General features: G+C 38.9%; 21 protein-coding genes and 1 tRNA gene. All 22 read right to left on the reverse strand.

The window, feature by feature from the left end:
• Positions 1 to 112 precede the first annotated feature (112 nt).
• Positions 113 to 1,192, reverse strand: coding sequence for a glycoside hydrolase family 18 protein (locus AN619_RS02610; protein ID WP_068554832.1), 1,080 nt, complete (start codon positions 1,190 to 1,192; stop codon positions 113 to 115).
• A gap of 95 nt (positions 1,193 to 1,287) precedes the next feature.
• A complete protein-coding gene (locus tag AN619_RS02615) occupies positions 1,288 to 3,156 on the reverse strand; it encodes a glycoside hydrolase (protein WP_068554835.1) in 1,869 nt (622 codons plus the stop codon).
• A gap of 91 nt (positions 3,157 to 3,247) precedes the next feature.
• Positions 3,248 to 3,664 (reverse strand): hypothetical protein, encoded by a 417-nt coding sequence (locus tag AN619_RS16280; RefSeq protein ID WP_242867285.1) that lies wholly within the window; start codon positions 3,662 to 3,664, stop codon positions 3,248 to 3,250.
• A 25-nt stretch (positions 3,665 to 3,689) separates the two neighbouring features.
• Positions 3,690 to 5,087 carry a glycosyltransferase family 2 protein gene (locus AN619_RS02620; protein ID WP_242867287.1) on the reverse strand — a complete coding sequence of 466 codons (1,398 nt, stop codon included), beginning with the start codon at positions 5,085 to 5,087 and terminating at the stop codon, positions 3,690 to 3,692.
• Between the two features lie 50 nt (positions 5,088 to 5,137).
• On the reverse strand, positions 5,138 to 7,819 hold the full coding sequence (locus tag AN619_RS02625) for a polysaccharide deacetylase family protein (protein WP_068554837.1): 2,682 nt from the start codon (positions 7,817 to 7,819) through the stop codon (positions 5,138 to 5,140).
• A 66-nt stretch (positions 7,820 to 7,885) separates the two neighbouring features.
• Positions 7,886 to 8,290 carry a UDP binding domain-containing protein gene (locus tag AN619_RS16530; RefSeq protein ID WP_330382009.1) on the reverse strand — a complete coding sequence of 135 codons (405 nt, stop codon included), beginning with the start codon at positions 8,288 to 8,290 and terminating at the stop codon, positions 7,886 to 7,888.
• A 31-nt stretch (positions 8,291 to 8,321) separates the two neighbouring features.
• Positions 8,322 to 8,720: a nucleotide sugar dehydrogenase gene (locus AN619_RS16535; RefSeq protein ID WP_330382016.1), complete on the reverse strand. Its 399-nt coding sequence runs from the start codon at positions 8,718 to 8,720 to the stop codon at positions 8,322 to 8,324.
• Positions 8,721 to 9,091: 371 nt separating this feature from the next.
• A complete protein-coding gene (gene yajC, locus AN619_RS02640) occupies positions 9,092 to 9,376 on the reverse strand; it encodes a preprotein translocase subunit YajC (RefSeq protein WP_068554841.1) in 285 nt (94 codons plus the stop codon).
• A 71-nt stretch (positions 9,377 to 9,447) separates the two neighbouring features.
• Positions 9,448 to 10,566 carry a tRNA guanosine(34) transglycosylase Tgt gene (gene tgt / locus AN619_RS02645; RefSeq protein ID WP_068554843.1) on the reverse strand — a complete coding sequence of 373 codons (1,119 nt, stop codon included), beginning with the start codon at positions 10,564 to 10,566 and terminating at the stop codon, positions 9,448 to 9,450.
• A gap of 78 nt (positions 10,567 to 10,644) precedes the next feature.
• Positions 10,645 to 10,959 carry a type II toxin-antitoxin system RelE/ParE family toxin gene (locus AN619_RS02650; RefSeq protein ID WP_068554845.1) on the reverse strand — a complete coding sequence of 105 codons (315 nt, stop codon included), beginning with the start codon at positions 10,957 to 10,959 and terminating at the stop codon, positions 10,645 to 10,647.
• Positions 10,946 to 11,218 (reverse strand): type II toxin-antitoxin system prevent-host-death family antitoxin, encoded by a 273-nt coding sequence (locus AN619_RS02655; RefSeq protein WP_068554846.1) that lies wholly within the window; start codon positions 11,216 to 11,218, stop codon positions 10,946 to 10,948. The genes AN619_RS02650 and AN619_RS02655 overlap by 14 nt, the downstream gene beginning before the upstream one ends.
• 188 nt (positions 11,219 to 11,406) lie before the next feature.
• Entirely contained in the window at positions 11,407 to 11,709 is a 303-nt protein-coding gene (locus AN619_RS02660; RefSeq protein ID WP_068554848.1) for a hypothetical protein, read from the reverse strand.
• A gap of 282 nt (positions 11,710 to 11,991) precedes the next feature.
• Positions 11,992 to 13,017: a tRNA preQ1(34) S-adenosylmethionine ribosyltransferase-isomerase QueA gene (queA, locus tag AN619_RS02665; RefSeq protein ID WP_068554849.1), complete on the reverse strand. Its 1,026-nt coding sequence runs from the start codon at positions 13,015 to 13,017 to the stop codon at positions 11,992 to 11,994.
• A gap of 13 nt (positions 13,018 to 13,030) precedes the next feature.
• The gene (locus AN619_RS02670; RefSeq protein WP_068554851.1) at positions 13,031 to 14,695 is read right to left on the reverse strand and encodes a SpoIID/LytB domain-containing protein; all 1,665 of its coding nucleotides are present in this window, start codon (positions 14,693 to 14,695) and stop codon (positions 13,031 to 13,033) included.
• Positions 14,696 to 14,833: 138 nt separating this feature from the next.
• Positions 14,834 to 15,046, reverse strand: a complete 213-nt coding sequence (locus AN619_RS02675; RefSeq protein WP_068554853.1) for a DUF2905 domain-containing protein — start codon at positions 15,044 to 15,046, stop codon at positions 14,834 to 14,836.
• A 4-nt stretch (positions 15,047 to 15,050) separates the two neighbouring features.
• A complete protein-coding gene (gene ruvB, locus AN619_RS02680; protein ID WP_242867303.1) occupies positions 15,051 to 16,025 on the reverse strand; it encodes a Holliday junction branch migration DNA helicase RuvB in 975 nt (324 codons plus the stop codon).
• 67 nt (positions 16,026 to 16,092) lie between these two features.
• The gene (ruvA, locus tag AN619_RS02685) at positions 16,093 to 16,689 is read right to left on the reverse strand and encodes a Holliday junction branch migration protein RuvA (protein ID WP_068554857.1); all 597 of its coding nucleotides are present in this window, start codon (positions 16,687 to 16,689) and stop codon (positions 16,093 to 16,095) included.
• Positions 16,690 to 16,704: 15 nt separating this feature from the next.
• A complete protein-coding gene (gene ruvC / locus AN619_RS02690; RefSeq protein WP_068554859.1) occupies positions 16,705 to 17,199 on the reverse strand; it encodes a crossover junction endodeoxyribonuclease RuvC in 495 nt (164 codons plus the stop codon).
• A 115-nt stretch (positions 17,200 to 17,314) separates the two neighbouring features.
• On the reverse strand, positions 17,315 to 17,986 hold the full coding sequence (locus tag AN619_RS02695; RefSeq protein ID WP_068554862.1) for a BofC C-terminal domain-containing protein: 672 nt from the start codon (positions 17,984 to 17,986) through the stop codon (positions 17,315 to 17,317).
• Between the two features lie 354 nt (positions 17,987 to 18,340).
• Positions 18,341 to 18,437: transfer RNA gene (locus AN619_RS02700), tRNA-Sec, on the reverse strand.
• A gap of 53 nt (positions 18,438 to 18,490) precedes the next feature.
• Positions 18,491 to 18,733 (reverse strand): hypothetical protein, encoded by a 243-nt coding sequence (locus AN619_RS02705; protein ID WP_068554864.1) that lies wholly within the window; start codon positions 18,731 to 18,733, stop codon positions 18,491 to 18,493.
• 83 nt (positions 18,734 to 18,816) lie between these two features.
• On the reverse strand, positions 18,817 to 19,722 hold the full coding sequence (locus AN619_RS02710) for a GerMN domain-containing protein (protein ID WP_068554866.1): 906 nt from the start codon (positions 19,720 to 19,722) through the stop codon (positions 18,817 to 18,819).
• Positions 19,723 to 19,727 lie beyond the last annotated feature (5 nt).

Raw genomic sequence — 19,727 nt, forward strand, 5'->3', positions numbered from 1 at the left:
GATAATATTACTAGAACATTGTCCGTAAAGTGATGGAACTTTTATCCTATGAAAATTATATAGGCATTCCCTTGACCTATATTTCATCAAGGTAAGGTAAGGATTGTACTATTTAGTGCTGTATAGTTATATTTCCGCCCAGACGCCACAATGACAGACCATAATCTCCCGCTTCTTCAAGAATGCCAAACCATGCATCGATGGTTTTATGATCCCCATACCATACTTCATGGGATATCCCTTCCCTATCCGTATAGTTGAATACGATGCTTTGGCTCGAAGCATCCCTGCGGGATTTCCCATGATATTCCTTCATTTTGTCAAGAACATCCGCCTCCGTAACCTGTTTTACTTTCCCGTCCCCATAAAAATCAAATCCGCCTGTGGCGATTGCAAAGCTGATTTTTCCAGGAATATATTTCATTTTATCAATCATTATCTTTAGAAAATCAATATTGGCTTTTGGGCCGGGTTTCGTACCATATCCATGAAGGTTATAGCACATCATAACATATTCCGGCCCTTCTGGAAATGCCAACTCCCTTACAGGTGCATCAGGTTCCAGCACAATTCGTACCAAGATATTTTTCTCTGCTGCGGAAGCATATAACTGTTCTATAAAGCGGATAAAATAGTTCCAGAGGATAGTATCCTCCTGAATGCCTTCATAATCGATTTCGATACCATCATATCTCTCTGCCATAACCATGGAAAGTATAGTATCAATATGGCACCTTCTTCCTTCTTCCGTAGACAACAGGTAGTATAATAAATTTGTGTCCTTCAATGAAGATTTATTATCTTCTTGAATAAGGTCGTTCACAAAAGTTAAATAACTTTGATAGCGGCCATCCCCATAGGCTTTCTTTACTATTTCATAGATTTCTTTTGTAGTTTTCGGGATAAATGGATTTTTCCCTTTATCAAAATAAGCTGCAAAATAACAGATTACACCTACCTTTTCTCCCATGGCATCAAGTTCATCCATTATATCCGTATCCCAGTATACCGTCCAAACGGAGATTTTCCTATTCCTTCCTTCCCTGTTTTCTCCGGTATTTCTACTGTCGCTTTCTTCTATCCTCGGGGTTGTCTGGAGCTTTTCCTTAGTATTCTTGTCTGAATTATTACCACAACCCATAAGGAAGATAATAGCGAAACACAGAAGCCATAGGGCCAGCTTTTTCTTCATCAATTCTTTTCTCCTTTTCTTTTAAAATTTATGGTTAAAATTCTCCCGATGATGAAGTCATTTTATAATGATTATTCATTGATATAAAAATATCATTAGAACGTTTTTATAAACCAATTGATTAAATCATTCCATTGTTTTTTGATAGTTGCTTCGGTCTTTTCCAATCCATGCAGCCGGTTATCATATAATACCGTTTTCTTCTCATACCCATCGCCATTATTTTCATCACTGTCCGTTATATCTGTAATTAATAAATCTCTGAAAACACCGTCATATACATCATCTGCTATGTTTCTTTGGCTGTACCCATAGGCTCCCCAGGCAGATTCAAGATAAACATAGCCCCCATCCCTTTTGCTTAAGAGCAAATCACCGATTGCTTTTCTATTGTCAATATATACAGTCAGGCGGTTATCGGACAGGGTAATATCAACTTTTCGATTTCCTGCCTCGCTGATCTCTATGGTTGGTATATACTTTTCGGCTCCTTCTTCAACAGATCTTGCTTTCTTTTCAGAAGGTTTGAACTGCTTTTCCATATTGGTCTCATTTTTAAATGATTTTCCTTCTTTATATATTGCATATTCAGCCCATAAAGCTTCCCGTTTATTTTCTTCTACCGATTGAAATTCAATTTCGTCAAAGTCATTGAAGTCAAGACTATATAATACCTCGCCGTTTTCTTTGATAATTAGCCAATTGTTCTGGATATTCACACACACGTATTTTTTCAAATCTTCATCTGCCCTTAGATAGATTGCTTGGGAGCCTAATTTATTGCCTGTCATGGATGCAGAAACTTTAATATTCTTGTAATTTTTGCTGTCTTTTAAGCGAAGCAATCCATTTCCCTGTGGAACGGAAGTAAGAACAATTTCAGAGTCCCTAAATTCGGCTGCACCCCTTATGAGTTCCCAGTATTCCTTCTCTTTTTCATTTCCCCAAACAAATTGGATAGCTGCTTTTGTATCATCGGCAATCCTCATTAGCAAATGATTTGTATACCAATAGGCTTGAGGCTGCATTCTGGTAAGGTCATAAATATCACATTCTCTGTTATTATAAGAATTGCCTTCTCGATTAAAATTCATGGTGAACAGCTTAGACATCCATTCCCGGTTAATTTTGCTTACTGTTTTATTGCTCCCATAGCTGCTTGTATTGGAATGCATCAACACATATAGTCTTGGAATTTTTCCCAATTTTTTAGTATATATTTCTTCCATTCGTCTGTAATCATTGCTGATTCTTTCCTTCATTTCAGAATAGCTCTCTTTGGGGATCTGATATTCGTCCCTGATATAATCCATAAGATAGTGGTTATAATTTCTGCCTAGATATTTGCGCATCCTCGAATACTCAACAGCACTCAGCTCACCTAAATAATGGTGATAACGATCGAAAACATTAATATACGAAAGACGGTATCCATTGGTACCCAGTTCCCAAAAGGAGCTGCCCTCCAGATGCTTAAGATCCTCGGGCGAAAGAAATTTCATATCCCGGTTGTCAAACTTATCTGCATAGCTTAGCATCGTCCCGATATAATTATAGTTTTCCATAATCTTTTGGGCAAATATAGCAGTGTCCCTGCGTCCGTCCTCGAACATTAAAAAGAGGGACTTTTCAGGCAGGGGAGCACCATTCTTATAATAATTCTCTATGTCTTCCTGGGTAATGGTGACATATCCGTTATCATGCAGTGCTTTTAAATGCTCCTCAAGTCTCTTTGCACCAATCATTGCTGCAGTACCGTCCCTGTCCACCGCCAGATAGGAGATCGCAATGAATCCTTTATCTTTTTCGGACAAAATTTTAAGATCATGTTTGTCATAGGGCTCATATTTTGCAAAAACAAACAGCCCTTGGATGACTTTTACTGTAAGGACAATAAGTACAATGATTTCCAACGTACTTCTGAATATTTTCTTTTGATCTTTATTCAAATGCAGTAAACTCATAGGCAACCTCACAATACTTTATATAAAAATTTTTATATCGCTTTTTTGTTTTTCTTATTCCCCATTATATAAATTTATATCTTCCAATTTTTCAACTGGCTTTTTCCATTTTATTTCTTTTTTTCTGCTGTTCCAGCTTATCGCTGGGCGTCATGCGAGTTCCCCAGGTAGATTTCCAGAAAGTAAACCAAGCTACGGGCATCTGCCATAGCAATACTGCTTCATAGAATAAACAAAAGAGAAAGCCGAAAAGCCATGTTGTACTCTTTCTCAGCATCAACTGCACCGCACTCATAAGCAAAGCCATTGACAGGATACCCACCAGGTATGTCATAGGGAATACCTGATAGAATAAGGGAACATAAATAAAATTGTATACAACTACCACAGGTGCTGCAATGGGGACGACTAATCCCATATAAAAGGTTAAAGCTGCAAAGGGTTCCTTTTTCCACATAAATGTTCCGGCAATGAGGGACTCCCGAAGCCATGAACGCTTCCACCGCATCTGCTGCTTTAGGAATACTTTATATTTACTTGGCAATGGTAGCGCAGATGGCGGAATCCTGATAGCTGGTCCTGTATTGCCTTAGTACAAAGTTTGTCATGGACCTATCATCGCCGAAAGTAGCCTTCTGCCCCAAAAATCTTTGGTTGAGCCATGCCTCCTTATTTTTCAGGATGATTTCCTTCCGATAGCACGCCAAGGGGCCCGATAAGCAGGTTACTGCATCAAAATAAGCTTCAGAAGCTTTTACCATACGGAATGCAATATAATAACGGACAGCTTGCATTTTGGTTAATATATTCGTATAGGTATTGGCAACATCGGTTCTGCCGGCAACGCCTCCCATTTTGGGATCTTTAAACGGCTGGACTAAAGACCTTATGGCAAAAGGATTTAAGAAACTGTCGGAATCCACAAAAACGACTAAATCATGCTTCGCTTCCAATACCCCCCGTATAAGAGCTTCTCTTTTTCCACCATTCTTCTTTTGCACGATATATTTGACACGTTCCCCTGCATGAAACTGCTCCGCCTCATGATGCAGCTTTTTTACAATTTCATCTATTTTTTCCACGGATCTGTCGGTGGAACAGTCATCAATAATGATTACTTCCAGCCGATCCACAGGATAATCCTGGTTAATGCAGCTTAGAATGGTTTTTTGTATCCATTTTTCTTCATTAAAACATGGGATCAAGATACTTACCCCCGGTGTATAATCAATATCGATTGGTACTTCCCGGTATAAAAATCCAAAGAAATACTTGCTGAGCAAAAAAACAGCCGCAATAATGCTATACAAATACAGCCACTTGTTGAATTTAAAGTAAATAATGCTCTCGGCACGCATCAGCACGATAATCCCAACGATAAAAAACAAAAGCAAGCTGGAAAACATAAGGGCATATCTGCCTTTTCTTGCATAGGAATATGCAGACAATCCCTTTTCAAAAACGAGACCGCATAAATATTCTCCAAGGGAGGTTTCGCTGACTCTGGCAATTTTTGCAGGAATCTTCACTTTCATTTCCATACCTTCCGGCATGGAACCAGGAATAATCTCAAATTTAAGGGATATCCTATGGGCTTCTTTCATGTGTTCAATATGGGTTTTGTCCTGAATCTGCAATAAAATGCCCGTCATAGAAATATCTTTTCCCAAGCAACGAAAGGATGTTTTTTTTCCCCCTCTTTTATAAGTTACGATTACATCATAGTTGACTTTATACCGAATCCCTGCCTGGTTATTAACAATAAAATCATTAATATTCTCCCTTGCTGAACCAGTATATTTATCCCCTCGCCTGTCCCTGTTGGTGCGGGAATTGCTTATATCAGGAACATTGGAAAGCAGCCGCCGGTCCTCTTTTGGCTGTAAAAGTATTTCCTCCATATTTTTATTTTTGTTAAATATTTTTATCATTCAACTCCCCCTGTCCATTCCCTCGGTTTTCTTCACCATACGAAACCCTCTTACTCCTCGTCCGATAAATATTCACTCAATCTGACAAAGCGGTATCCCTCTTCCAACAGCTTTGGAATAACAATATCCAATGCTTCTGCGGTGATATCATTCTCCCTATTGGGCATATCACTGTCGTCGGACATATGCAGAATGATTATACTTCCATTGCCCAGGGTTTTATAGGACCCATTTCTCCGTTGTATGCCGGTAAGAATGGTACTTGCCAATTCCATTGCATTTTCTGCTGCATAATCATGGGTACTGAAATCACCACTGACAATATAGGTAAATCCCATATCCAGTATCGCTTTCATACCTTCCTTGCTCATAGCCAGGGTCGGCGGTCTAAAGATTTTGTTCAAAGCGGGAATACCATCTATCTCAATATCGCCTATAACAGATTGCAGTTTATTGTAAGAAGTCCAAAGGTCTTCTTTTCTACTGCTGATTTCTTCCTCCGACAATGATATAAATACAGATTTAACGTCATCCTCACCCTGGAAGCTTTGGGAATTTGCAAAAGGTAAATGGGCATCCGTATGGCTGCCGATATCGTGTCCCCCCAGCGCTATGGCACGCAGTAAATTGGGATTCGCCTCCATATATTCTGTACGGATAAAAAAGGATGCTTTGATATCATATTTTTTGAGTACATATAATATCTGATTTACCGGTTTATCGGAGCTCCAGTCGTCAAAAGTCAAGAATATGACCTTATCGTCCGTAAAAGTTCCTGCTGTATTTAGCCGTGACAGTTCTTCTTCTGAAAATCCAGGAAGAGTAGCAGGAGTATTGGCTTCCGGATTTCCTATATACCTTTGGATTAATTTCTCTAATATTCCCTCATTCGTTTTATCCTTCAGGTGTCCCGGATAGATCTTGTCTTTTACCGAAGACAGCATATTCGTTTTAGGAACAGGATATTGATAGACATAACTACTGTTCATAAGGCTTTCTAGTGTCTTTATCCGGTAGGAAGAACCGTTGTCCTCTATGTCGTCTTGATAAGCAACGGTATCAACCCTGTTTTTGGTAAAGTCCACCATCAATTTGCCTATCAGGCTGTTATCTTCATAAAAATCCATGCGGAAGAATACAATATATCCACGTGGGACACTGATGTTGCCTTTATGATAGGCATATGCAAGGACTTGATCAAAAGTGCCCTGTTTTCCTACCTTGGAGCTGGCAAAGGATAAATCCTGCCATACCACCTTGCATCCAGTACTGGATATTGCCTCTAACACTTCATCCGTCATATTCACGACATAGGCATATCGTACCAGCGTCGGTTTTTTACCGCACAAAGTTTCTATCTTTTCTTGAATATCCAGGATGCTGCTGCATGTAGAATAGTAATCGGCTGTTTCCGTCACTTTTAGGCATATGCCAATTTCATGTCCTGCGGATGCTATGCTTTTGATGGCATCTCCATAATTTTCGATTTCCTCTCCCGTTACGAAAAAAGTGCCCTTCCCATTCAATTCATCTAATTTTTGCAACACATCGATTAATACCGCAGTATTGGCGATTCCCGAAAAAGTGTAGCTTACTGCCTGCTCCGTCGTGTAAATGGTATAGATCTCTTCCGCTAATTTACCGTTATTTTTTTTTCGCAGGGCTTCTATCTGATTTTTTCTTTTGATTTCTTTCGTACCCATTTCTTTCTGTACTGGTTTCTTGAAGGAGATGTATTTACTGCCCGTATGTGCCTCCGTATAAACCTTGGCCAGTTCCCCCTGTTTCTGTTCACTTAACCTTTTAAAGTTCGGATCGTTATATTGTGATATGTCTTCTACAAAAACCGTTTTGTATTGAACCTCATCTAAAGCCTTGAGAATCCATTCCACTACCTGCAATAATCTTTCTTCTTCAGAAAGGTTTTTTGTTTCCTTCTGGACATCTATGCCCGGTTGCTTATCCACCGCCGGCTTATCCTGCTTTTTTACAGACACATATTCGTCCTCATCCAATGTGCCGTTTAACTTAATGGTGAAAATCGTACCATCGTCTAATCTTTTTATATAATCAAGTACCTGGGTATATGTGGAAAAGCTTTGATAGCTGATGTAATGGCTGATGCTCACCACTTTCTTATTGCCGGAGGCGAAAGCTGCCTGCAATACTTTGGGAGTATACTTGGTTCCGTTGCATAAAAGCAAGATGTTTTCTTGATTTGTTAAAACTTTAATAATATTGTTGGTCCTGCAAAAATCAACTACAAGTTCCTCCAATCCATACTCTTCCAAGTTTTTCAAGCCAGTTAAGGTATTGCTGCCTACCTTATGGCCGCCATCTACCATCGCCTGAACTGCTTCGGCATCTTCTGCCGCTGCAATGCCAGGGAGAAAAAAAGTTCCTTTGCGACCGTAGACCGACATTAAATGCAAGATCTCCCGCGTGGTATCCGGATCTGATAAGCCCTTAAAAGACAATGCCATAACTTTTTCTCCAGTACGGACATCTGTTATAATTTCAGCTTTTTTTGGACTTTCTTTAAGATTTTTTATTGCAGTATCAATGAGGATGGAAGCATCATATGGGTTTCTATTCATTGTCTCCATATCCTTCATGGTCGCTATGTTGCTGAATTCTGACTTTATATAGAATCTTATAAAAAAACCTATGAGAATGAATAGAAGGAAGAAGACCGTCCCTACAGCAATAAATTTAATATCCTTTCCTGACATAGTTCACCTCAAATATTCATAAAAGTTTCTGATACCTGAAAAGTTGCAAAAGCTAGCATTCCATTATTAAAGGCTCCAATAAATATAGCCTTTCTTTTCTAATTCCTCTTTATTGAATATGCTTTTAACGTCAATAATAATATTTTTGTTGAAGGGCATTTCTTTGTACATAGCATCTAGTTCCTTATAGGACATTGTTCTAAACTCGTTATGGGCAACTGCAAATATAATGCAGTCTGCTTCCCGGACATCCTGCAATTTTGTCATTTCTATCTGATATATCCGTTGCACATCCTCTTTATCAGCAACAGGATCTACAATCTGGACATTGATTTGATGCGCTTTCAATCGTTTCGCAATATCCCCTGTCTTCGAATTGCGGATATCCGGGCAATTTTCCTTAAATGTAATTCCCATGATAAATACATTTGCATTTTTTACTGGTTTATTTGCTTCAATCAAGATCTTCATCGCAACATCTGCTATAAGAACCCCTATATCTTCATTCATTTTTCTGCTGGCCATGACAATCTGGGGATAGCAGCCAAGATGCTGTGCACGGTGTATAAAATAGTATTTCACAAGCTCTGATTATAGGAGATAAATCCGGTGTTTTATCTCCATTCACCGGTGTCGGAACGGCTACAATGATAAAATTGGCTTCTTTTAATTTATCCTCCTTCCAAGTAAAATCAATCAAGGAATTTCTAATGGCTTCGTCTCCGACTTCTCTGGTAGGGTCTTCTCCACCCAAGTACTTCCTAATTTTCTTTTTGTCGATATCAAAACCTATGGTCCTTACCTTTTTAGAAAAAGCTAGTGCAATGGGCATTCCTACATATCCCAGTCCCACTACAGCAAGCTTTATTTTATCAATATCCATTCTTTTGCATAATCCCATATCCAATCACGTATCCCCCTCTTAGCTATTTATAGATAACTATTCTTACGATAGCCCATATAGAAACACAACTTTTGCAGAATGATGATTGTATAACCGCTGTAAAAGTATCACAAGTGCTCACTTAACCCATATTTCACTAAAATAAAAATATGGAAATCTCTAAGTGACAACGAAATCGCAAAGGAGAGATTCCCATGAAAATATCTTTATCACTGATTGTGTTTTTTTATAACGCTAAAATTAGCGAGGTTGCTAATCCTACGGGCTTTCTTAAATAAAAACGAGGTGTTCTATTTGATACCCTTGTTTTTACTTTAAAAACACAAAGGTTATAAAATAAATAAAATGGAGATAGAAATCTATCCCCATTATTCGATAGGTGTTTCATTTTTATTGATATTCCCTACAGCCCATCTTGCAATCTGCAGCTTTGTCTTATCTGCTCCTACTTCAATCGTCAAAACATCATCTTTCAATTTTATAATTTTACCGTATATGCCGCCTATGGTTAAGATCTGGTCTCCTACTTTCAAATTGTTCCTCATTTCCTTGATTTGCTTATCCCTTTTTTGTTGGGGCCTTATAATGAGGAAATAGAATATGCCAATAAATATGGCAGTCATGATGATTGGTGAATACGCACTATAGTTCATGTGTCTTTTTTCCCTCCCTTTCTATAATAGTAATATATATTCAACGAAAAAATTAGAACTCCTTTTATAGGTTAAACTTCATAACCGTATTTTTCGAAAAATTCTTTACGATAGTCCAAAAGTCGATCGGCTTTTATGGCATCCCGGATATTTTTCATGAGATTCAGCAGGAAATAAAGATTATGATAAGTAACCAGACGAGCAGATAAAATCTCTTGCGCCTTATACAGATGCCGTAAATAGGCCTTGGAATAATTTCTGCAGGTATTGCAGCCACAGTTTGGATCCAATGGCGCAAAATCCTCTGCATACTGGGCATTCTTGATGACCACCTTGCCGAAAGAAGTCATGGCAGTACCATTTCGGGCGATTCTTGTAGGCAAAACACAATCAAACATGTCGATTCCCCGTATGACCCCTTCGATAAGACAATCGGGACTGCCTACACCCATGAGATATCTGGGTCTATCCTTTGGCATCAAAGGCGTCGTGTACTCCAAAATTTCGTACATCAATGGTTTTGGCTCTCCAACGCTAAGGCCACCCACAGCATACCCAGGAAAATCCAATGCCGTAATTTCTTTGGCACTTTGCTCCCTCAGATCCCTGTACATACCACCCTGAATAATGCCAAACAGCGCCTGTTGATCCGGTTTCTTATGGGCTTCTTTGCAACGCTTGGCCCATCGGGTTGTCCTTTCTAAAGAATTTTTTACGTATGTCCTGTCCGCAGGGTAAGGTGCACACTCATCAAAGGCCATAATAATATCGGCACCCAATGCATTTTCTATTTCTATGGCTTTTTCCGGGCTGATGAAATGTTTCGACCCATCCAAATGGGATCTGAATTCCACCCCTTCCTCCGAAATTTTCCTTAGGTCTCCCAAACTAAATACTTGGAAGCCACCGCTATCTGTCAGGATGGCTCGATCCCAGTTCATAAACTTGTGTAAGCCTCCCGCCTTTTCAACGAGCTGGTGGCCGGGTCTAAGATACAAATGATATGTATTGCTTAAAATGATTTGTGCATGGATTTCTTTTAATTCTTCCGGCGTCATTGCCTTTACCGTAGCTTGTGTGCCAACAGGCATAAATACGGGTGTTTCTATGGTTCCGTGGGGCGTATGCAAGAGCCCCAATCTGGCTCCGCTCTGTCTGCATTCTTTGATCAATTCATATTTTATTGCCATAAAAATAGTACCTCCTAAAATTTCCTAATCAAATCAAGAGCATCGCATCTCCCATGCTCACGGGAAGCAGGATAGGCGCTATAATATGCTTTCCCAATCACGTCTACCATGCAGAACACGGACAATGTTAACTGTATTTGTACTTTTGTTCACGGTATAAAATATCAGGTAATTATCTATCGGCAGCTTTCTTATTCCTTTCGCTGCCAAGTATTTATCTTGCACAAGGCTATGACGTTCCGGCAATTCTTCCAAAGTCGCCATAGCCTCCTGTATTCTTGCAAGCTGTTTTAAAGCCGTAGTTGGCTCTTTTAACTCATATGAAATATAGTCTGCAATTTCATCAAGGTCCGCTTCGGCCGCTTCCGCAATAACCAGATTATACTTTAACATTTCGCAACCTGCTTTCTATCCGTGCAAATACTTCATTTGCAGGTTTTACGCGCCCATGTTTAATATCGTCCAATCCCTTTTCAAGCATAGTATATAACTCAAATTTTCCGACAAGCATTTCATATGTTTCAATACTCATAACCGCAAGGTCTCCCGTACCATTCTTTGTGATATATACCGGTTCTTTGTATTTATGGCAAAACTCCGAAATCTCATTGTAGTTGTTTCTTAAGTCTGAGCTTGGTCTAATAATCGGCATTTTCTACACCTCCACCTTTATTATATTCAAATTTTATCGAAATATTGATATGCTGTCAAGAAAAGAGCTATACACTTATTACCAATTTGACATTCATTTTTTACCAAACGAAAAAAGGCCATATACGGCCTATTTTTTTAAAACAGGTAAAAAATCGTCAGTGCAAAATAAAACGCTGCTTGGCGGTCTTAAATCGATTTGAAGGGCAAATAATGAATTCCCATATCACGACACATGATAGACGGTCCGTCCACTTCCTCAAATTCCAAAAGCATTGCAGGTTTCTTACAATTTGGAGTAAACTGTACTTTTGCAACGGCCCAACCTGCATAACCGATATTTGGTCCTTGCAAGTCTACCCAAAGGCATGAATATTTCATGTCTTGGTAAATGCTTATGATTTTTGCATCTTGAAATTTATTTTCGTCAATCCGTTTGGCAAGAAACGGATAAATCGTCTCAACCTTTGCGTAATCAATAGCTCTTATCATCGCGCCGCCTCCCTGCTCATCTTTATAAGATGTTGTATAGGAATATCTCCATAAATACAAACCGCCTTAATGATATTCTTGTATCCGTGCGGGTCAGTTGATGTTAGTATATAAGTATGGACACATTCAAAACTTTTGTATAAAAAACGGCAAAATCGTATCAATTCGCTTCAAAAATGGTCTGGAACACAGATTTTTATACAAATCAGAAGAATAGCAGAAAGCCCCTATACCGCTTGGTATAAGGGCTTTCGGGCTTCTATATCCTCTGAAAAAAATCTGTTAAACTATGAGCATCGCATCTCCGAAGCTGTAAAATCTATAACGATTCTTCACAGCTTCCTCATAGGCATGCAGGATAATTTCCCTACTACTGAATGCACTGACCAACATTACAAGGGTTGATTCGGGCAGATGAAAATTTGTGATCAAGCCGTCTACCGTTTTGAATCTGTACCCGGGATAGATAAATATATCTGTCCAATCTGCACAAGGACGGATCATCCCCCTGTCGTCAGCGATACTCTCTAATGTTCTGGTAGATGTAGTTCCTACTGCAATCACTCTTCCTCCATTTTTCTTGGTAGTATTTACTAGGTCTGCAGTTTCTGCAGATACCTCAAAATATTCGGCATGCATCTTATGTTCCGAGATATTTTCAGTTTTTACAGGTCGAAATGTTCCAAGCCCTACATGCAGGGTAATATAGGCTATCTTTACACCCCGCTCCTGCAGTTTGTTTAAAAGTTCATGGGTAAAATGAAGACCTGCGGTAGGAGCAGCAGCAGAGCCTTCATATTTCGCATAGACCGTTTGATATCTTTCTTTGTCTTCCAGACGTTCCTTAATATAATGGGGAAGGGGCATCATACCAATCTGATCCAATATCTGCTCAAAAACACCCTCATACACAAAATCAACGATTCTCGATCCTTCATCCCCATATCCTACAATCTTTGCCTTTAGTATTCCATCACCAAATACAATCATATCCCCGATACGAGCCTTTTTGCCAGGTTTTACCAGAGTTTCCCATCGGTCACCCTCTATCCTTTTCAATAGAAGAAATTCTACTTTTCCCCCGGAATGATCCTTTACCCCAAATAGGCGAGCAGGAATCACCTTGGTATTATTCAATACCAAGCAATCCCCTTCCTGGAAATATTCAACAATCTCTTTGAAAATTCTATGTTCAATCCCACCATTCTTCCTATGGACAACCATCAATCGAGACTGTTCCCTGTCCGCTAGAGGTTTCTGGGCAATTAACTCTTCCGGCAAATCAAAATAAAAATCCTTTGTCTTCATTTTTCATGTCTCCTTATTCAATCTTTGTTCCAGAATAATAGTATGTTAGGATTTGATCATAGGTATAGCCATCTTCTGCCATTTTTTTTGCTCCCCACTGACTCATCCCTAACCCATGGCCCCAACCCTTTCCGTCGAAAACGTATTTGGTAGCACGGAAAGATACATTTTTTAATTCAGATCCATTATAAACAAAAATATTCGGTTGCCCATTGTCCATTTGCTTTATTCCCTCTGTCGTAATGACATATATGTTTTCCACATTTATTTGCTGAGGTGTGAATGTAGAGCCGGATATGACAGTGGCAGCAGCATCTGTCCGAATAGTAAACCATGTGCTTTTGATATTATTATAGCCAAATATGCTTCTTATCTTCTCTTTTTCTAAAATCTTCTTATCTTGGGTCCCTTGTATTTCCAACTTTAAAACTCTTCCAAAGGGAGAGTATTCTGTTGCCTTTATGCCGTTGACCTCTCCCACGGAGAGTTGTTTACTGTTCAGAATATCTTGAATTTGTTCTTTTGTCAATGTATAGGACCATGTATCGTTGGGGGAACCGACGGAATAGGGATCATTCACTCCTTTTAGATAGTCGATAGGAGAAGTCCAGACATTTTCACTATTTTCCGTATGTCCTCCGCTGTTTGAATGATAAAAAGCCGTAACAATATTTCCTTTATAGGTCAGGATTTTGCCTTTTGTCTCATCTACGGCCTTTCGGCTTCTTTCATGCTCCCCATCATAGCCGCCGTATACCTGACAGTGGGTAGTAGCACAAAGGTCAAATCCGTACTGGCTATGGGCTCCCAGTTTTTGCACTGTATAATTTCTAGCAGCCACGGCCTGGGCTTTTTGGGCTTCCAAAGGCCATGTTCCTGACATTTCCTTCGGCACCACACCGTAAAGATATTCCTCCAAAGGCAGCCTGTTGATGACGGTAAAATCGCTGCCGCTATACCTTCGGATGATGATGCTTCCTCTAAAATTTTTCCCATCCAGCCTTATCAAATTTCCGCCATCTTTTTGTGGAATAGGTCTGAAGTGATATTCCATTTCGCCCAGATTCAGCATACACAATACTTCCCCTGATTTGGACAAAATTTGTATCCTTTTGTCATGCTGGGGAACAAAGCTGATTTCCATCTCGGGTAAGCTTAATCGTATATTCTCCGCAGCACCTTGGGCATTTGCCATGCTGGTAAATAATCCGGTCCATACCTTCCATCCGTTTTCATAAGACAGATAGGGAGTCGTATGGAGACGAGGCAATGTATTTAAAAAGTTTTGAGCTTCCTCCCGGGTTTGAAATGTAGAACCAATTTGAATATGGATAGGCCCTTGCAGATTGGTATTATACATATCCCGCTGCTCATCGTACTGATATTCTAAAAAAGAGCCGTTGAATGCCATAAAATAGCTGTCTTTCCTCACGATAATCTCATCGTTTCCCAAAAAGCTGAAAATGCTCCGAAATTCATTTCCTGCAAAATAACCCAATTCCAAACCGTTTTTGGAATAAACAGAAACCAAAGGGGTAGCACTTTCGCCATATTTTAGACCGATTCGAATATATTCCGGTATTTTGGATTTATCATATCCGTAAACTGGAATGGATAAAAACATATTTGTCAATGCCATCATCACAAATAGAAATATGATTTGCCTTGCCCTTCTCATCTGGTTCGCTCCTTTATGTTTTGATATTTCCACTTTTTTAGTTTTCGACAAAATCCAATAATATCCTGCAAAACTTCTTCATTGTAAAGATTTTGAAATAAATCAGAAAAGAATAATAACTGCAGGTTGTCCCGGCAGTTATCTTCTAAAGAAAATGTTGGCGATGAGGGTCAACAGGATACTCAGGATGATTGTAGTCATGACAGGAGCATAAAATACAAAATTACCTTTTTTATAATAGATATCTCCCGGCAATTTGCCAAGGCCTATTTTGGATCCAATGGTAAGCAAGAGCCCGATGACAACCAAGATCACGCCAATCATCATAATACTTTTTCCAAAACCACTCATATCTTCACCTCATTGCATCCTTTTCTTTTATGCTCAAATGTTCATAAGCCAGTTTCGTAACGATTCTGCCTTTTGGCGTTCTCTGAATAAAACCCAATTGCAGAAGAAAAGGCTCATACACATCCTCTATGGTATTTCTCTCCTCCCCTGTGGCTGCGGCCAACGTATCCAAACCTACAGGCCCCCCGTCAAATTTCTCAATGATAGTTAAGAGAATATTTCGATCTACCATATCCAGTCCCAAATCATCCACTTCTAATAAATCCAGGGCGTTTACGGCAATATCAAAGGAAATTTTCCCATTGCCTTTCACTTGTGCAAAATCTCGCACCCTTTTCAACAGGCGGTTTGCAATACGCGGCGTTCCCCTAGCTCTTTTCCCTATTTCTTCCGCTGCCCTATCTTCAATTTCAGTTCCTAAAATTGCAGCAGATCTGTAAACAATTTTATTCAGATCCTCATTTCGATAGAGGTCCAGTTTGCATATCACACCAAATCTATCCCTAAGGGGTGAGGTCAATAGCCCTGCCCTTGTGGTTGCACCAATTAGGGTAAATTTTGATAAATCCAGTCGAATTGATCTGGCACTGGGACCTTTCCCAATAATAATGTCTAAAGCATAATCCTCCATGGCAGGATACAAAATCTCCTCTACACTCCTGTTCAGCCTATGGATTTCATCGATAAATAAAACATCATTTTCCCCCAGGTTTGTCAGGATTGCAGCCAAGTCTCCCGGGCGCTCAATGGCGGGTCCGGAGGTAATACGGATATTCACCCCCAATTCATTGGCAATAATATTGGATAAGGTGGTTTTCCCCAAACCGGGTGGTCCATACAATAGTACATGATCTAAAGATTCGTTCCTCATTTTTGCAGCATCAATAAAAATCTGCAGCTTCTCTTTTACTTTATCTTGCCCAATATATTCATTTAATGTTCTTGGTCTTAGAGTATTTTCAATTTCATAATCTTCCATTTTTAAGGTACTACTGATAATTCTATTCTCTTCCAATTGATTATACAATGGCATCCCTCTTTCCCTTCTACTTTGCTAACACTCTCAATGCTCTTTTGATTATGTCCTCAAGGTTCATGCTGCCGTCCTTTACCGCATGAATTGCCGATAAAGCCTCAGCCCTGTTGTAGCCTAATCCCATCAATGCACTGACTGCCTCGTCATCAGGATCATCTGTCACCGATGCCGTCGGAGCAAACGTTGGCTCCAGGAACACAATGTTTTGATCAATTTTATCTTTCAATTCCAAAACGATTCTTTGGGCTGTTTTTTTGCCGACACCTTGGGCCTTCGTAAGACCTGCGATATCTTCGGATACAATCATTCCCGCCAATTTTCCCAAAGGAAAAGACGATAAAATTCCAAGGGCAACCTTTGCACCAATGCCGGTAACGGTGGTTAGCAATTGAAACATCTTTAGTTCTTCTCTTTTGGAAAATCCATAGATACTCAACTCATCTTCCCGAAGGATCATCTGTGTATAAAGGGTGACCTTTTCATGTTTTCCCCTGATGTCCATCATTGTTTGGTTTGAAGTAAATATTTTATAGCCAATATCTCCATTTTCAATTACAATATAGTCTTCTCCAATGGTATTCAATGTACCTTTTATATATTGAAACAAACATATCCCCCCAAGTTACCTGATTTTGAACAACCCCTCAAACACTCCGGAGTGGGCATGACAAATAGCCACAGCCAAAGCATCTGCAACATCATCGGGTTTGGGTGTCGTTTTCAGGTTTAAAAGTGTTTTTGTCATCATTTGAATTTGCTTCTTGTCTGCCCTGCCATACCCCACAACCCCTTGTTTTACTTGAAGGGGCGTATACTCATAAATACGAATTCCTTTATGGGCAGCCGCCAGTATTGCTACACCCCTGGCATGTCCTACCAGCAATGCCGTCTTGGTGTTTTTGTTAAAGAAAAGCTCTTCAATAGCCACCGCATCAGGCCTATACTTATCTATAATCTTTTCTAAGCCATGATATATTTTTTCAAGTCTCAAGGGCATGCTATCCTTAGCATCGGTATATATTGCACCAAATTCAATGGCTTTAAACTGATTCCCTTTATATTCTACGATACCATATCCTAATATTGCAATCCCCGGATCAATTCCTAATATCATCATTGTAACATCTCCTTATTATTTATACAAACATATATTCGATGTTTTCTTTCATATTCCTTCTTTTTTTTTGATCCCTTCTATGCAAAAAAAGAAGCGCATTCACAATGAATGCACATCAACTGCTGTAATCCTCAAGTATTTGGTTTATTTCCTCAATGTCTTTTACTGGTATACCTTCTTTCAATTTTTTTCTATCCACGTCGCTTAATCCTGAAACAGGAATCTCCGTTTGTTCTATCAATACATCGTTTCCATTTTCGTCAATCTGAAAAATTGCTATAAAACCATTTTTCTCTTTCACAATGTAATAATGAGGGGAAAGGGATTCCTTTACCCGATACAACTCAACAAAATCCTTGTTGACACTTCTTATGCTCCAACCAGCATAATGCTCAAGCAAATAATCTTCCAATTTTTTCAGATTTTCCCCAACCATAGCAACGGGAACACTTTTTTCTTCTGTTACAGTATCCCTTGATTTTTGATAATATGTTTTGAAAATAAGCTTTGTTTGATCTGTTACTAGATTATCCTTCGTTACATCCCGTGTTTGTCCAAAGGGAGGCTTGGACTCCACCATTGCTTGGCTTGGATCCATATCTCCATTGTTAGGCTGATTGTCTTTTTGTATTTTTTCTCCTTTGGATTCTGAAACTTTTATTTCTCCCGTATTCGGTTTATTCGGCACGTCCCTGTTGTTGCTCATATACCCGTAGACAAATCCTAATAGGAGTAGAATAAAGCATCCTGCGATAAACTTTCCCCTACGCTTTTTTCTCCTGTACATAAAATCCCTCCTACTCTATCTAATTGACTATTATTGCCATTTTTTGAGGGATTATACATATAACTTTTCTTTCATTCATCATAGAACTCTCCTATCAATGGAAAATCAGGGGCAACAGAAAATCATAGAACAGTTATAAATATTTATTCATTCGACATAATTCGATTTCTTCTTTTATTTATTGACATTATTTTCATTCTCTATTATAATATCATCAAGGAGTTTTTCACGAATTACCCATTTTTAAGAAAGCCTGTCTAGGCTTTTTTTTTTTTATCACTATCATATTGTAATTCTTAAAAATAAAAAAACGATTACAGCATAAATCACTGCAATCGTTAAAAATGCATTCCTTGGCGGGAGTACGTGGGAATCGAACCCACCTGAGAAGCTCTTAACTCCTCAAACTGGTTTTGAAGACCAGAGGGCACACCAGCACCCATCTACTCCCATGCCCTACTGATTATTAACACTTGAACATTATAACATACTTATTTTTTTTGTTCAACTGAAATTTTCTTGGTCACCCCCATTGCTCGATAAATCTTTCCATACCTCATCCTCCTCAAGCCTCAACCAATCCTTTACAAAGCCCTCTTTACTTGCCAATGTGATTTCATCTATTTTTATAGGCTGATCATTTATTTTATATTTATACTTCATATAGCTTATATAATCAGCGATTTCCTCTAGTCCCTTTGGAGGCCATGTAGCAATTTCTTTCATAGTAAAATCAATTTCTTTCATACTGAACACCCCTTTCTCTTGTTATGATTATACCAATAGATTTATTTTTTCTACTAAAAAATGGTGGTCATTTGAAGTTCTAATTATTTTCCAATTAAGCCTTCATCCCTCTCAAATGGTTCATGAAAGACATAATGGATAAATACCTCTCTTTCTTTTCCTTCAATTAAAAACTTCACCTTTGTAATATGAGGGAGTTCCGTAAGAGAATTCACAATAGAAAAAATGGTCATGGTCTCCCCTGCGCTTCCTCCCCAATGATCCCGTATAAAATCCTCCGATAAATTTACAACGGCCAAATCCTTTTCTGTCTTCACCCATAGGACCTTTGTGGTTACAGGAATTGTTTTATGTAAATCATCCCTTCTAGGTCCTTTGATTAATTCTCGAATAATTCTTTCCTCCAATTTCTCATTGACCTGCAATTCTATATTTCTCATTTCTTTTATCAATTTGTCCCCATTGGAACCGGAGAAATATAAGACAATACTCCGTTTGTTGGCAGCATCTCCATCCATGGAGAATTCTCGAAATTCTCCATGGATTTTGCCATCGGATGATCTGAATTCCTCTCCATCAATCAATATTTTTACACTATTGATTTCTTCAAACTGAGTCAATGTATTGGTCACAGTCATAATGGCAATCATCTGTTGAATATCCCCATTGGTCTGGGTAAATTCCTTCGATAAATTTACCATGGCGATATCATTATATTTTTCCACACCTAATATTTTCGTTTTCGGATGAATGTTCATTTTTAAATTTTTGTCCTTTGGGCCTTGAATTAATTCCTCCATCACTTTTTCATATTTATTATCATTTTGCTTTAATTTGATTGTTCTGCTTTCTGCAACAATTTTTTCATTATTGCGATCGGCAAAAAAAACCTTAAAACGCAATACTTCCGTCTGTTTTTCTTGTGGCACACATCCGCTGGTACTAAAGATGAGTACCACAGCAAGAATCAAAATAGCAATTTTTTTCATCTAAT

It is taken from the genome of Thermotalea metallivorans (assembly GCF_001562415.1).
Classification (GTDB): Bacteria; Bacillota; Clostridia; order Peptostreptococcales; family Thermotaleaceae; genus Thermotalea; species Thermotalea metallivorans.